The following is a 14,376-nucleotide window of genomic DNA, read 5'->3' as shown; positions in this document are numbered from 1 at the left end:
GGAGCCGCGCCGCGGCCCGGCCCCGCTCCCCCAGCTCGCGCAGCGCCTGCAGCCAGGGCCAGAACGGCGGCGCCGCCTCGGCCTCCACGCAGCGGCCCCAGACGACCGCGACGCCGCGCGCCTCGGCCTCCTCCGCGGCGAGCTGGGCCAGCCGGGTCTTGCCGATCCCCGGCTCGCCGGTCACCAGCAGCACGCCGCCGCGGCCCCGCCGTACGGCGCCGAGCCGGTCGCCGAGGCGGGCGAGCTCGTGCCTGCGCGCGACGAGGGCCGCGGACGGCGGCGGCTCGGGCGCCGGGAGGGACGGCTCCTTCGCCGTCAGGGCGGCGGCCGGCCGCTCGACGGCAGGCGTGCCCAGGGGCGCGGGCGCGTCCAGGGACGGCGACTGCTCCAGCACGGCCTGCTCCAGCCGCCGCAGCTCGGGTCCGGGCTGCAGGCCCATCTCCTCGGCGAGCAGGGCGCGCACCCGGCGCAGCGCACCGAGCGCGTCGGTCTGCCTGCCCGACCGGTAGAGGGCGAGGACGAGCAGGCTCCACAGCCGTTCGCGGTACGGGTGCGCCTCGACCAGCCGCTCCAGGTCCGCGACGCACGAGGGCCCGTCGCCCGTGGCGAGCCTGGCCTCGAACCGGTCCTCGACCGCCACCGCCCGCAGCTCGGTCAGACGGGCGATGACGGGCTGGACGAACTCGTAGGCCGCGAACTCGGCGAGCGGCTCGCCCCGCCACGTCTCCAGCGCCCGGTCGACGAAGGCGCGCACCGCGGCGTACTCGCGCCGGGCGAGCGCCCTGCGGCCGTCCTCCACCCAGGAGACGAAGCGTACGAGGTCGACCTGGCCGGGCGCGACGGACAGCAGGTAGCCGGGCTCGCGCGTGAGCAGCACGGCGGGGGGCGTGCGTGGCCTGCGTCCCGGCTCGAGCACCTTGCGCAGGTTGGAGACGTACGACTGCAGTGTCGCGGTGGCGCTGGAGGGCGGCTCGTCCGCCCACAGCTCGTCGATCAGCCGGTCGAGGGAGACGATCCTGCCGGGCTCCAGGGCGAGGACGGCGAGCACCGCGCGCTGCTTGCGCGGGCCGAGGTCGATGACGCGGCCGTCGCCGCCGGTGACCTCGAAGGGGCCGAGCAGCCGGAAGGACAGCGTGTTCATGACCGAAACCCCTCTGATCGCTGCGGCAAGCGTAGAGCCGGGACGACCGCCACCGGAACGGTCCACTTGGGGGCGACTTGGACGGTCTCCAAGCCGCGCTCATACGCGCTCCGATCCCCGTGTCCCACGGTGGTCCCGCACGAGGAACCCACGATGTGAAGGGGAAGAGATGGACCACATCAAGGCGCTCGGCGCCGATCTGCGCCGGGTGGCGCGCGGCCGGGTGCTGGTGCGCGGCGACGAGGGCTTCGACGAGAGCAGGCGCCCCTGGGACATGGCCGTCGACCAGCGGGTCGCGGCGGTCGTCGAGGCGCGGGACGCGCACGACGTCGCGGCCGTGGTCGGCTACGCGAACCTCGCCGGGCTGCGCGTCGCCACCCAGCCGAACGGGCACGCCCCCGCGTCCTTCGACGACGCGATCCTGCTGCGCACGGGTGCGCTGCGCGGCCTGGCCGTACGGCCGGCGGAACGGGTGGCCCGGGTGGAGGCCGGCGTCCCGTGGAGCGAGGTGCTCACGGCGGCGGGTGCGCACGGGCTGACGCCTCTGGCGGGCAGCACGGGGGTCGTCAGCGCCACCGGATTCACCCTGGGCGGGGGCCTGAGCTGGTTCGGGCGCAGGTACGGCTTCGCCGCCGACAGCGTGCGCGCGTTCGAGGTCGTGGACGCCTCGGGCGAGCAGACGACCGTCACGGCCGGCAGCGACCCCGAGCTGTTCTGGGCCCTGCGCGGCGGCGGGGGCGACTTCGCGGTGGTGACCGCGATGGAGTTCGACCTGCACCCGGCGCGGGTGCTGTACGGCGGGCGGATCCTGTGGCCGGCCGAACGCGCGGCGGAGGTGCTGGCCGCCTTCCGCGCCACCACGGCCATGGCGCCCGAGGAGCTGACGGTCTGGTTCCAACTGCTGCGGTTCCCGCCGCTGCCAGAACTGCCCGAGCCGCTGCGCGGCCTGTCGGCCGTGGCGATCGACGTCACCTATCTGGGCGACCCGGACGAGGCGCGGGCCCTGCTGCACCGGTTCGACCGGATCCCCGGGCCTGTCTTCGACACCCGCGGCCGGATGCCGGTGGCGAACCTGGCGGACATCTGCGCTGAGCCGACCGACCCGACGCCCGCCCTGCTGCACTCCGAGCTGCTCACCGGGCTCGGCGACGCCGACGCGGCGGCGCTGCTGGCCGCCGCCGGGCCCGGCACCATCGCACCGCTCGCCTACGTGCAGATCCGCCACCTCGGCGGAGCGCTCGCCCAGGTCGACGAGAAGGGCGGAGCCTGCGGGCACATCGCGGAGCCCTACCTGCTGAGCACGCTCGGCGTGCTCGCGGCTCCCGGCATGCGGGAGGCGATCCGGCGGCGGCAGTCGGCCGTCGCGGACGCGGTGGCCGGGGTCTCGACCGGCCGCAAGCCCTTCACCTTCCTCGGCCATGGGGAGCCCGCGGCGTGCGCCTTCCCGGCCGAGATCCTGGCCCGCCTGCGCGAGGTCAAGCGCCGCCGTGACCCCCATGGCGTGATCCTCGGAAACCACCCCGTCCTCGGGTGACGGCGGCTCGTCCGTCCAGCCCGCTCACTCCAGTCCGGCGAGGAGACGCGCGCTCTCCCCCGCCCAGTGGTCCAGCCCCAGGCGCAGGTGGGTCTCGTGGGCCCGGCGCGCGTGGCGCAGGGCGTGCCCGCGCTCGCCGGTCGCGGCCGCCAGCTCGGCCAGGACCAGGTGCGTCGACCCCCATCCGGCGCCGCCCATGCCGCTCACCACGAGCCGTCCCGCGTACGGCGAGAGCGTCCGGAGCAGGGCGGCGGGATCGGGCGTGCCGAGCCGGGCGGCGACATGGCCCCACACGACGGTGAGGAACTCGGCGGTCCAGTCCGGGGGAACCCTCGTGCCCCACCGCTCGACGAGCCTGCGGGCGAGAGCCGTGTCCCCGACGTCCAGCGCGGCGAGCACGGCGACGGGGCGCAGCGGCACCATGTCGGCGTCGTGGGCGCGGGACACGAGCCGGTCGGCCAGCTCCGCCACCCGGCCCTGGCCCCGCCTGCAGGTGTAGAGGGTGATCAGGCCGGGATAGTCGAGCCCCCACATGCTGAAGCCCTCGATCAGCGCGGTGAACTCCGCGGCGAGCCGCTCGGCCTCGGCCCAGTCACCCCGGAGCGTACGGCCGGCGGCCTCGGCGATACCCGCCATGCCGGTCAGCTCAGGGCGTCTGACCAGCTCCACCAGGCGCCGGCACTGGGCGAGGTCACGGTCCCATTCGTCCAGCTCGCCCGCCCTGAGCAGGCTTGCCATGCGGAAGATCCGGGCCACGGCCTCGGCGGACGCGTCCAGGGGAAGGGCGAGCATCTCCTCGACGGCGAGTCGGCGTTCCTCCTCGCGCTCCGGCACCCATGCGGCCATCAGGTAGTTGTTGAGCGCGCGGGCCAGCAGCCGGGGGTCGCCGACGCGGCGAGCCAGGCGCACGCCGTCGGCCGCCAGCCGCTCCCCCTCCGCGCGGCGCGGCGAGTAGTACAGCTCGAGCCCGAGGGTGCCGAGCAGGGTGGCCCGCTCCGCGTCGCCGGCGGCCGGTTCGGCCAGCAGCCCTTCGAGCAGCGCGACCATCTCCTCGTCCACCACGCCGTAGTGGCGCCAGTTCCACACCGACAGCCCGCCGAACACGGTGACGGCCTCGATCAGCGTGGCCCGCCGGCCGATCCGGGCGGCCAGGGCGATCGCCTCCTCCAGCACCGACCTGGCCCGGTCGACGTCCCCCACGGCCCGCAGCGCCTCGCCATGGCCCACGAGCAGGGCGCAGCGCCGGGCCGCGTCCGTCGGGCCGAGCGCGGTCAGGGCCCTGCCCCACCAGTCGACCGCCTCGTCGTACGCGCACTGGGCGGTGGCCTGACGGGCGGCGCGCACCGCGTACTCCACGGCCTTGGCCGCGCCGCCCGCCCTGGCCGCCATCCCGAAGTGATGGGCGAGGACCGACGGCTCGATGCCCGCGAGCGTCTCCAGGGCCTCGCCGGTGCGCAGATGCAGCCGGGCCCGGCGCACCCTGCCGAGATCGGTGTACAGGGCGTCGCGGACGAGGGCGTGGGAGAACCGGTAGTCGAAGCCATCCGGGACCTCGGCCAGCAGCCCGGTGGCCACGGCCGGTTCGAGCAGCGCCATGACCTCCTCCGCGGGGGTGTCGCAGGCGGCCTCCAGCACGTCGAGGCTCACCTCGCGGCCGAGCACGGCCGCCGCGCCGAGCAGCGCGCGGGTTTCCTCGGGCAGGCGGGCCACCCGGCGGCCGATGACCTCGCGCACGCCCTCGGGCACGCCCGCGGAGGCCGCGTCGAGACGGTGTTCGCTGTCCAGCAGCCTGACCAGCTCGCCCAGATAGAAGGGGTTGCCGCCGGTCCGCTCGAAGAGCACCGCGGCGAGCCGCGCGTCCGGCAGGTCGCGCCCGGCCAGGTAGGCGGCCACGTCCTCCCGGGTGAACGGCGGCAGCGTGAGGCGCTGCGCGCCGCGTTCGCGGGCGAGCGCGGCCAGGGTCTCGCGGAGCTGGTCGGGCTCGCCTCCCGGCTCCGGCCGCATCGTGGCCAGCACCAGCACCGGCGCGCGGTGCAGCTCCCCGGCCGCGAAGGCCAGCAGCCGCAGCGACGCGGCGTCCGCCCAGTGCAGGTCGTCCAGGACGACGAGCGCCGGTCCGGCCGCGACCAGCGCGCCCGTCACCCGTTCGTGCAGCGCGAACAGCGCCGCGCTGTGTCCCGGGAGCCCGTGCGCCGCAAGCCCGTCTGCAGCAGGCGCGTGCTCCGGCAGTCCGTGTCCGGAAGGCCCGCGCCCGGAAAGCCCCTGCCGCGCGTCCGCGCTCTCCGGCTCCGCGACCCCCGACAGGGCCGCGAGGGCCCGGGCCACGTCCTGTCCGCCGCCCGGCTCGCCCACGTACGACGCGGACCCGTACGACGCGGGCCCGTACGGCCCGGTCTCCGGCGGCACGAGGTCGCGCAGCACCTGGAGCCACGGCCAGAAGGCGGGCGCGCCGGTGTCCTCGGCGCACCGGCCCCAGGCGACCGCCATCCCCAGCGCCGACGCCTCGTCGGCGACGGCCTCGGCGAGGCTGGTCTTCCCGATGCCCGCCTCGCCGGACACGAGCAGCACTCCGCCCCGCCCGCGCCGCGCCCACGCGAGGCGCTCGGCGGCCCGATGAAGCTGCTCGCGCCTGGCGATCAGGCCGCCGGCGTGGGACGTCGGCGCGGCCTCCGGACGCGCGGCCGGCGCCGGCGAACCGGCGGCCACGGCCGGTCCGGTCCGGCCGTCCGGGACGACCGGGGCGCGGGACACCACCGGGGCAGCGGGGACGACCGGGGCGCCGGACATCATCGGGGAGCCGGGGATGCCGCCCGTGCCGTGCTCCTGGGCGACCGGGGGCGTCTCGAGGCCGGGCGCCTGGTCGAGCACCGCCTGCTCCAGCCGCCGCAGCTCGGGGCCAGGCTCCAGGCCAAGCTCGTCGGCGAGCAGCGTGCGCACCCCGCGCAGCGCGGCCAGCGCGTCGGCCTGCCGTCCCGCGCGGTAGAGCGCCCGGACGAGCAGCGCCCACGACCGTTCCCGGTACGGCTGCCCGGCCACCGCGCTCTCCAGGCCGGGCACGCACGAGCCGCTCTCACCGGTGGCCAGCCGGGCCTCGAACCAGTCCTCGGTGGCCGAGGCCCGCAGTTCCGTCAGCCGCGCCACGACCGGCTGCGCGAACTCGTAGGCGGCGAACTCGGCGAGCGGTTCGCCCCGCCATGTCTCCAGGGCGCGGCGCAGCAGATCGGCCGCCGCGGCGGGATCGCGGGCGAGCGACCGGCGGCCGTCCTCGGCGAGCGCGGCGAAGCGCACCAGGTCCACCTGCCCGGGGGCGACGGCGAGCAGATACCCCGGCTCGCGGGTGAGCAGGACCTTCGGCGGCGTGCGCGGCGGCCTCCCCGGCTCCAGCGCCCGGCGGAGCTGGGAGATGTACGCCTGCAGCGTGCCGGTGGCGCTGGAGGGCGCCTCACCCGACCACAGCTCGTCGATGAGGCGGTCGAGCGAGACGACCCGTCCCGGCTCCAGGGCGAGCATGGCCAGCACCGCTCGCTGCTTCGGCGTGCCGAGATCTATGACGCGACCGGCCGGGTCGATGACCTCGAGCGGACCGAACAGGCGGAATTCCATGGCTCCTCTGGACGCGGGATTTGGATCCGTAGCGTATTGCCCGGCTTGTCCGCCGCACGACTAGCGGACTCCTAGTCGACTACTAATCCACCGCAAACCGCCTGCATCAGGATGTGGAGTGATCAGAGAGCGTGAAGCGGGAGGAAATCGTGTCGACTGTGGAAACCGATCTGCGGCGGACGGTGCGCGGACGGGTGCTCGTGCCCGGCGACGACGCCTTCGAGGCGGCCCGGCTGCCCTGGAACCGGGCGGTGGACCAGCGCGTGCGGGCGGTCGTGGAGATCGAGGACGCGGCGGACGCGGCCGCCGTTGTCCGTTACGCGAGCCTCGCCGGTCTCGCCGTGGCCGCGCAGCCGAGCGGGCACGGCGCGTCGGCCCGTCTCGACGGGACGATCCTGGTGCGCACCGGGCGGCTTCGCGGCGTCGAGGTGCGGCCGGAGCAGCGGACCGCCAGGGTCGGGGCCGGCGTGCAGTGGGGCGAGCTGCTGACCGCGGCCGCCAAGCACGGGCTGACCGGACTGCCCGGCAGCTCTCCCGTCGTCAGCGTCACCGGCTACACGCTCGGCGGCGGGCTCGGCTGGTTCGCCCGCAGGCACGGCTGGGCGGCCGGCGCCGTACGGGCCTTCGAGGTGGTGGACGCCGACGGCGTGGAGGCCCGGGTGACGGCGGACTCCGACCCGGACCTGTTCTGGGCGCTGCGCGGCGGCGGAGGCGACTTCGCCCTGGTGACGGCGATGGAGCTGGACCTGCACCCGGCGCCCCTGCTGTACGGCGGGCGCATGCTGTGGCCCGCGGAGCGGGCGCCCGAGGTGCTCGCCGCCTTCCGGGAGGTCACCGGTACCGCGCCCGTGGAGCTGACCGCCTGGTTCACGATGGTGAAGTTCCCCCCGGTGCCCCAGGTCCCCGAGCCGCTGCGCGGTCTCGCCGCGGTCGCGGTGGATTCGACGTTCCTGGGCGGCGAGGAGGAGGGACGCGGCCTGCTACGGCGATTCGAGGACATCCCCGGCGTGATCCTCGACACCCGCGCCCCGATGGCGCCGGACGCCCTGGGCGGCATCTGCGCCGAGCCGACGCAGCCGGTGCCCGGCGCCGGCCGCGGCGAACTGCTGACCGGGCTCGGCGCGGACGTGGCCGGCGATCTCCTCGCGGCCGTGGGCGGCATCGCTCCCCTGGCCACGGTGCAGGTGCGCCACCTGGGCGGCGCGCTGAGCGGGCCCGTCGAGGGCGGCGGTGCGGCCGCGCCCGTCGCGGAGCCGTACCTGCTGGGCATGATCGGGCCGGTCATGTCGCCGGAGGGCGGCCGGGCCGTCGCCGCGCGGCTGGCGGAGATCGCCCGGGCGATGGCGCCGCACACGACCGGCCGCAAGCCCTTCACCTATCTGCACGGCGACGAGAAGGCCGCCTCCGCGTTCGACGCGGACACCCTGGCCCGGCTGCGCGAGATCAAGCGCCGCCGCGACCCCGCCGGCGTCTTCCGTTCCAACCAGCCCGTGCTCGCCTGAGGCGCTCCCCGGCCCCGGGCCGCCCTCGCCCGCGGGACGAGGCACCGCGGACGGCCCCGGTAGCGCCGGGAATCACAGCTTGTGCAGCTCGGCGTCGCCCGATCCGGTCCTGATCGTGATCGCGTGCGGCGCCGAGTCGTCGTCCGCCAGCTCGATCCTGCGGTCGCCGCTCCCGGTGGACGCGTCGATGTTGTAGGCGCCGTCCGGCACCCAGAGCCGGCCGTCGCCCGACCCTGTCACCGCCTGCGCCTGGTCGGGGACGACGGTGAACCGGAGCGTGATGTCCCCCGACCCCGTGCGGGTGCCGACCTGGGTGGCGGCGAGCCCGCGCGCGTCGACGTCGCCCGACCCGGTGGAGGCGTTGACCTGCCCGCTCAGGTTCCGCAGCGTGATGTCCCCCGAGCCGGTGTCGATCTTCACGGCGAGACCGCGCGGCACCTCCACCTTGTAGTCCACCGAGCAGTTGCCGCACTTGTAGGAGAGCGTGAGGGTGTCCCCGGCGACGGAGTGGCCGTCCGCGGGCTTGTCCCCACGCCAGTGCAGGGTCTCGGTGACGTGGACGCCGGACCTGTCGCTCTCGTTCACCACGACGTCGCCCGATCCCGTACGGGTGTCGATGACGGTCACCTTGTCCGTCACGTCGTAGGACTGCACGGCCTGCTGCCCGTCGAAGTCGAGCCGTACGTCGCAGGCGGCGACGGCGAGGCTCATCCCCAGGACGGCCCCCGCGACTGCCATCGGCTTGTATCTCATGTCCTCGATCTTCGGGGATGCGTACGCCGCCTCCCATCAGGGAAGTCCCTCAGCATCCCCTGACCCGTCCCCGACGAGCCGCCGCGTTGACCCCCGGCCCTCCCCTGAAGTAGCGTCGATTCCACGATTCAGAACTACTTTTCCGGAAGGTGGAAAATGACGGAAGACGTCGAGGTCAAGGGCCCTCTGCTGGACCGGTTCGACGAGATCCTCACCCCCGAGGCCCTCGGCTTCGTGGCCACCTTGCAGCGCGAGTTCGACCCCAGGCGAAGGGAGCTGCTCGCCGCCCGGCAGGCGCGGCAGGAGGAGCTGTCCGCGGGCGGCATGCTCGACTTCCTCCCCGGGACCGCCCACGTCCGCGAGTCCGAGTGGCGGGTCGCCCCGCCCGCGCCGGGGCTGGAGGACCGCAGGGTCGAGATCACCGGTCCGGTCGACCGCAAGATGACGATCAACGCCCTCAACTCCGGCGCCAAGGTCTGGCTGGCCGACTTCGAGGACGCCAACTCCCCGACCTGGGAGAACACGATCAACGGGCAGCTCAACCTGCGCGACGCCCTCGACCGCACGATCGACTTCTCCTCCGGCGGCAAGACGTACGCGCTGCGGCCGGACGAGGAGCTGGCCACGATCGTGGTCCGCCCGCGCGGCTGGCACCTGCCGGAAAAGCACATCCTGGTGGACGGCTCCGAGATGTCCGGATCGCTGCTCGACTTCGGGCTCTACTTCTTCCACTGCGCGCGGCGGCAGATCGACAAGGGCCGCGGGCCGTACTTCTATCTCCCGAAGATGGAGTCGCACCTGGAGGCGCGGCTCTGGAACGACGTGTTCGTCCGCGCCCAGGAGCTGCTCGGCGTCCCGCGCGGGACGATCCGGGCGACCGTGCTGATCGAGACCTACCCCGCCGCGTTCGAGATGGAGGAGATCCTCTACGAGCTGCGCGAGCACTCCGCGGGCCTCAACGCCGGCCGCTGGGACTACCTGTTCAGCGTCATCAAGAAGTTCCGCACCCGGGGGCGGGAGTTCCTGCTGCCCGAGCGCAACGCGGTGACGATGACCGCGCCGTTCATGCGGGCCTACACCGAGCTGCTGGTGCGCACCTGCCACAAGCGCGGCGCGCACGCGATCGGCGGCATGGCGGCCTTCATCCCCTCCCGCCGCGACCCCGAGGTCAACAAGGTCGCGCTGGAGAAGGTCCGGGCCGACAAGACGCGCGAGTCCGGCGACGGCTTCGACGGCTCCTGGGTGGCCCACCCCGACCTCGTGCCGGTCTGCCGCGAGGTCTTCGACGGCGTGCTCGGCGACCGGCCCAACCAGCTCGACCGGCTGCGCGAGGACGTCAACGTCACGGCCGAGGACCTGCTCTCGGTGTCCAAGACCCCCGGCGAGATCACCGAGGCCGGGCTGCGCAACAACGTGGACGTCGGCCTGCGCTACCTGGCGGCCTGGATGGGCGGCAACGGCGCCGCGGCGATCCACAACCTGATGGAGGACGCGGCGACGGCCGAGATCTCCCGCTCCCAGGTCTGGCAGTGGATCCACAACGACATCACGCTGGCCGACACCGGCGCGGTGGTGACACGGGAGCTCGTCGAGCGGATCATCGAGGAGGAACTGGCCCGCATCGCCGCCGAGCCGGGCTACGACGAGAAGCTCTACGCGCAGGCCACGGCCCTGTTCAAGGAGGTCGCCCTTGACGACGACTTCGCGGACTTCCTCACGCTTCCCGCGTACGCGCGCATGCCGTGAGCGGATGAGGGGAGGCCGATGTCCGAGCTCGAACGGCTGACGGAGCGCCTTGCCGCCGTGCTCCCGCCGGACGCCGTCATCACCGATCCCGTACGGCTGCGCACCTACGAGTGCGACGGGCTGACCCACCACCGGGCGACCCCCGGCGTGGTCGTGCTGCCCGGTACGGCCGAGCAGGTCGCCGCGGTGGTGCGGCTGTGCGGCGAGCACGGCGTGCCCTTCGTCGCCCGGGGGTCGGGCACCGGCCTGTCCGGCGGCGCCCTGCCCCGCACGGACGGCGTGCTGATCGTCACCTCCCGCATGCGGCGGATCGTCGAGATCGACATCCCGAACCGCCGGGCCGTGGTGGAGCCGGGGGTGACGAACCTGGCGATCACCGAGGCGGTCCGCGACCAGGGGTACTACTACGCCCCCGACCCCTCCAGCCAGCAGGTCTGCTCCATCGGCGGCAACGTGGCGGAGAACTCGGGCGGCGCGCACTGCCTCAAGTACGGCTTCACGGTCAACCACGTCCTGGCCGCCGAGATCGTGACACCGGACGGGGAGATCGTGGAGCTGTCCGCCGACGACCCCGGTTACGACCTGCTCGGCGCGTTCATCGGCTCGGAGGGCACGCTCGGCATCGCCACCAGGATCACCGTACGGCTGTCGCGGGCGCCCGAGGCGGTCACGACCCTGCTCGCCGCCTTCACGGGCATCGAGGCCGGCGGCCGCGCGGTGTCGGCGATCATCGCGGCGGGCGTGGTCCCGGCCGCGATCGAGATGATGGACGCGCTGGCGATCGAGGCGGCCGAGGCCGCCGTGCACTGCGGTTACCCCGCCGGGGCGGGAGCCGTACTCGTGGTCGAGCTGGACGGGCCGCGCGCGGAGGTCGAGCACCAGTTCGCCGCCGTGGAACGGCTGTGCCGTGACAGCGGCGCCTTCGAGATCCGGGTGGCCGCCTCCGCCGAGGAACGGGCGGCCATCTGGAAGGGCCGCAAGTCGGCGTTCGCCGCCGTGGGCCGGATCAGCCCGGCGTACATCGTGCAGGACGGCGTGGTGCCGCGGACCGCGCTGCCGCGCGTGCTCGCGGGGATCGACCGGCTGCAGGAGGAGTACGGGATCCGGGTGGCCAACGTCTTCCACGCCGGCGACGGCAACCTCCATCCCCTCGTGCTGTTCGACGACTCCGTGCCCGGCGAGGCCGAGCGCGCCGAGGCCGTCAGCGGGCGCATCCTCGACCTGTGCGTCGAGCACGGCGGGTCGATCACCGGGGAGCACGGCGTCGGCGTGGACAAGGCCCGCTACATGCCCCGGATGTTCACCGAGGACGACCTCGACACCATGCAGCTCCTGCGGTGCGCGTTCGACCCGGAGGGCCTGGCCAACCCCGGCAAGGTGTTCCCCACCCCGCGGCTGTGCGGGGAGGCGCCGGGAGTGCGCAGGGGTGCGCACCCGCTGGTGGAGGCCGGCCTGGCGGAGCAGTTCTGATGGACGCCGCCGAGAACGCGCTGGCCGCGACGGGCGTGGAGATCCGCGCGGCGGGCGACGAAGACGCGGTCGCGGGCGTGCGCCCGCGCCTGGTGGCGCTGCCCGGGTCGGCCGAGGAGATCGCGGCCGTCATGCGGGCGTGCGCCGCGCACGACCTGGCCGCCGTCGCGACCGGCGGCCGGACCAAGCTGCACTGGGGCGCCCGGCCCGAACGCTGCGACGTGCTCGTCGACCTGTCCCGCATGAACCGGGTGCTGGAGCACACGGCGGGCGACCTGGTCGTGCGGGCGCAGGCCGGGGTGACCCTGGAGGCGCTGGCGGACACCCTCGCCGGGGAGAACCAGGAGCTCGCGCTCGACGCGCCCGTGCCCGGCACCACGGTCGGCGGGCTGCTCGCCACCGGGATCGCCGGGCCGCGCAGGTTCCGGTACGGCACGGCCCGCGACCTGCTCATCGGCGTCACGGTCGTGCTCGCCGACGGCACGATCGCCAGGTCGGGCGGGAAGGTCGTCAAGAACGTCGCCGGGTACGACCTCGGCAAGCTGTTCACCGGCTCGTACGGCACGCTCGGGATCATCGCGGACGCGACGTTCCGCCTCCATCCGCTGCCCGGCGCGCGCGCATGGGTGACGGCGACCGTCGAGCGCCCGGTGACCGAGACCGCCGAGCCCTGCGTGTACGAGGGCAGGACGTGGAACACCACGTCCACAGACGTGGCCGCGTCCCTGCGCACGGTGGTCGCGGCGGTCACCGAGTCGCCGCTGGAGCCGAGCGCGGTGGAGGTGGACTGGCCCGACGTGGACGGCCCCTGCACGGTCGCGGTCCTGGTGGAGGGCGCCGCCGCGGCCGAGCGCGCCAAGGCCCTGTGCCCGCTGATGGGCGAGACGGCGGAGGTGGCCGAGGAGCCGCCGCCCTGGTGGGGACGCCTGCCCGAGCCTCCGGGACCGGACGGGCCGCGCGACGCCGGGGGCCGGGCCGCGGGCAGCGGGGACACCCTGCTGGAGGTCAGGATCAGCCCCTCGGCTCTGACCGGGGTCTTCGTCGGCCCGTTCTGCGCGGCCCGCGCAGCGAACGTGCGCCCGGCGATGCGCGGCTCGCTCGCCGCCGGAGCGCTGCACGTGAGCGTCCGCGGCCTTCCCGGCGAGGTCGCCGGGTTCGTGGGCGTGCTGCGCGACGATCTGGAGAGTGTCCCGGGCGGCCGGGTCGTGGTGCCGGCCGCGCCCGGGGAGACCGCGCGCCGCCTCGACCGGTGGGGGCGTGTCGGCGCGCTGCCGCTGATGCGCCGGGTCAAGGAGCGCTTCGACCCCGGTCGCCGACTGTCCCCCGGCCGCTTCGTGGGAGGCATCTGAGATGGACCCCGAACTGATCAGAGACTGCGTGCACTGCGGGTTCTGCCTGCCCACCTGCCCGACGTACGTGCTGTGGGGCGAGGAGATGGACTCCCCGCGCGGGCGCATCCACCTGATGGGGCAGCACGCCGAGGGCACCCCTGTCACCGACGCGATGGCGGGCCATTTCGACGCCTGCCTCGGCTGCATGGCCTGCGTCACCGCGTGCCCCTCCGGCGTGCGCTACGACCGGCTGATCGAGCAGACCCGGGCGGTCGTCGAGCGCGAGCACGTGCGCCGCCCGGACGAGCGCGCGATCCGGGCCCTGGTGTTCGCGTTGTTCCCCTACCGGCGAAGGCTGCGGGCCATGCGGCTGCCGATGCGGCTGAGCAGGCGCCTCCAGCCGTTCCTGGAGCGGGTGAACCCCTCGCTCGGCGCGATGGCCGAACTGGCCCCCGGCGTCCCCCGGCCCGTACGGCTGCCGCCGCTGGTGCGAGCGAGGCGGCGGCGCAGGGCGCGGGTCGGGCTGCTCACCGGCTGCGTGCAGGGCGAGTTCTTCCCCCAGGTCAACGCGGCGACGGCCCGGGTGCTCGCGCTGGAGGGCTGCGACGTGGTGATCCCACCCCGGCAGGGCTGCTGCGGGGCGCTGTCGCTGCACTCGGGCCGGGAGGCCGAGGCACGGAGGTTCGCCCGCCGCACGATCGCCGCCTTCGAGCGGGCCGGCGTGGACACCGTGGTGGTGAACGCGGCGGGCTGCGGGTCGAGCATGAAGGACTACGCCGAGGTGCTGGCGGACGAGCCCGGCTGGGCGGCCCGCGCCGAGGCGCTGCGGACCCGCGACCTGGCGGAGTTCCTGGTCGAGCTGGGTCCCGTTGCCGAGCGCCGTCCGCTGCCGGTCACGGTCGCCTACCACGACGCCTGTCACCTGGCCCACGCCCAGGGCGTGCGCGCCCAGCCGCGCGAACTGCTGCGCGCGATCCCGGGGCTGGAGCTGCGGGAGATCGAGGAGTCCGCGATCTGCTGCGGGTCCGCGGGCACCTACAACCTCTTCCGGCCCGAGGCGGCCCGGCAGCTGGGCGACCGCAAGGCCGAGCGCGTGCTCGCCGCCGGCGCCGACGTGCTGGTGTCGGCCAACCCGGGTTGCACCATGCAGATCGCGGCCGCCGTGCGGAGGTCGGGCAAGGGGGAGATCCGGGTCGCGCACACGGCCGAGGTGCTGGACGCCTCGCTGCGAGGGCTGGGGAGTGTCTGACAGGGCTTGATTTGCCGGACAGGACCGAGAACCCGGCATCCTGGGAC

The 14,376-nt window shown here is 74.8% G+C and carries 9 protein-coding genes; 6 read left to right on the top strand and 3 right to left on the bottom strand.

The features are described from left to right. Positions 1-1,141: BTAD domain-containing putative transcriptional regulator (locus tag AB0J39_RS18645; RefSeq protein ID WP_363466070.1), on the bottom strand; the 1,141-nt coding region annotated here is incomplete at its 3' end. Between the two features lie 169 nt (positions 1,142-1,310). Here AB0J39_RS18645 and AB0J39_RS18640 point away from each other — a divergent pair. Next, complete coding sequence (locus AB0J39_RS18640; RefSeq protein ID WP_363466068.1) at positions 1,311-2,675, top strand: FAD-binding oxidoreductase; 1,365 nt, start codon at positions 1,311-1,313, stop codon at positions 2,673-2,675. Between the two features lie 24 nt (positions 2,676-2,699). Here AB0J39_RS18640 and AB0J39_RS18635 read toward each other — a convergent pair whose 3' ends face one another. Next, on the bottom strand, positions 2,700-6,278 hold the full coding sequence (locus tag AB0J39_RS18635) for a BTAD domain-containing putative transcriptional regulator (RefSeq protein ID WP_363466066.1): 3,579 nt from the start codon (positions 6,276-6,278) through the stop codon (positions 2,700-2,702). Between the two features lie 149 nt (positions 6,279-6,427). On the opposite strand from AB0J39_RS18635, the gene AB0J39_RS18630 reads away from it, so the two are divergent. After that, positions 6,428-7,780 (top strand): FAD-binding protein, encoded by a 1,353-nt coding sequence (locus AB0J39_RS18630; protein WP_363466063.1) that lies wholly within the window; start codon positions 6,428-6,430, stop codon positions 7,778-7,780. A gap of 72 nt (positions 7,781-7,852) precedes the next feature. Here the strand turns inward: AB0J39_RS18630 and AB0J39_RS18625 are convergent, their stop codons facing one another. Beyond that, positions 7,853-8,533: a DUF4097 family beta strand repeat-containing protein gene (locus AB0J39_RS18625; RefSeq protein WP_363466060.1), complete on the bottom strand. Its 681-nt coding sequence runs from the start codon at positions 8,531-8,533 to the stop codon at positions 7,853-7,855. 156 nt (positions 8,534-8,689) lie between these two features. Here AB0J39_RS18625 and aceB point away from each other — a divergent pair, with 156 nt between their 5' ends. The 4 genes from aceB to AB0J39_RS18605 are packed head-to-tail and all read left to right on the top strand — an operon-like array spanning position 8,690 to position 14,329. Next, positions 8,690-10,279: a malate synthase A gene (gene aceB, locus AB0J39_RS18620; protein WP_363466058.1), complete on the top strand. Its 1,590-nt coding sequence runs from the start codon at positions 8,690-8,692 to the stop codon at positions 10,277-10,279. An 18-nt stretch (positions 10,280-10,297) separates the two neighbouring features. Then, positions 10,298-11,749, top strand: a complete 1,452-nt coding sequence (locus AB0J39_RS18615) for an FAD-linked oxidase C-terminal domain-containing protein (RefSeq protein ID WP_363466056.1) — start codon at positions 10,298-10,300, stop codon at positions 11,747-11,749. Continuing rightward, positions 11,749-13,098 (top strand): FAD-binding oxidoreductase, encoded by a 1,350-nt coding sequence (locus AB0J39_RS18610; protein WP_363466054.1) that lies wholly within the window; start codon positions 11,749-11,751, stop codon positions 13,096-13,098. Before AB0J39_RS18615 ends, AB0J39_RS18610 begins: the two co-directional genes overlap by 1 nt. Position 13,099: 1 nt before the next feature. After that, positions 13,100-14,329 carry a heterodisulfide reductase-related iron-sulfur binding cluster gene (locus AB0J39_RS18605; RefSeq protein ID WP_363466051.1) on the top strand — a complete coding sequence of 410 codons (1,230 nt, stop codon included), beginning with the start codon at positions 13,100-13,102 and terminating at the stop codon, positions 14,327-14,329. The last annotated feature ends 47 nt before the right edge of the window (positions 14,330-14,376 follow it).

The sequence above is a fragment of the Microbispora sp. NPDC049633 genome (assembly GCF_040675265.1).
Classification (GTDB): domain Bacteria; phylum Actinomycetota; class Actinomycetes; order Streptosporangiales; family Streptosporangiaceae; genus Microbispora; species Microbispora maris.
This window is presented reverse-complemented; position numbering and strand designations above follow the sequence as displayed.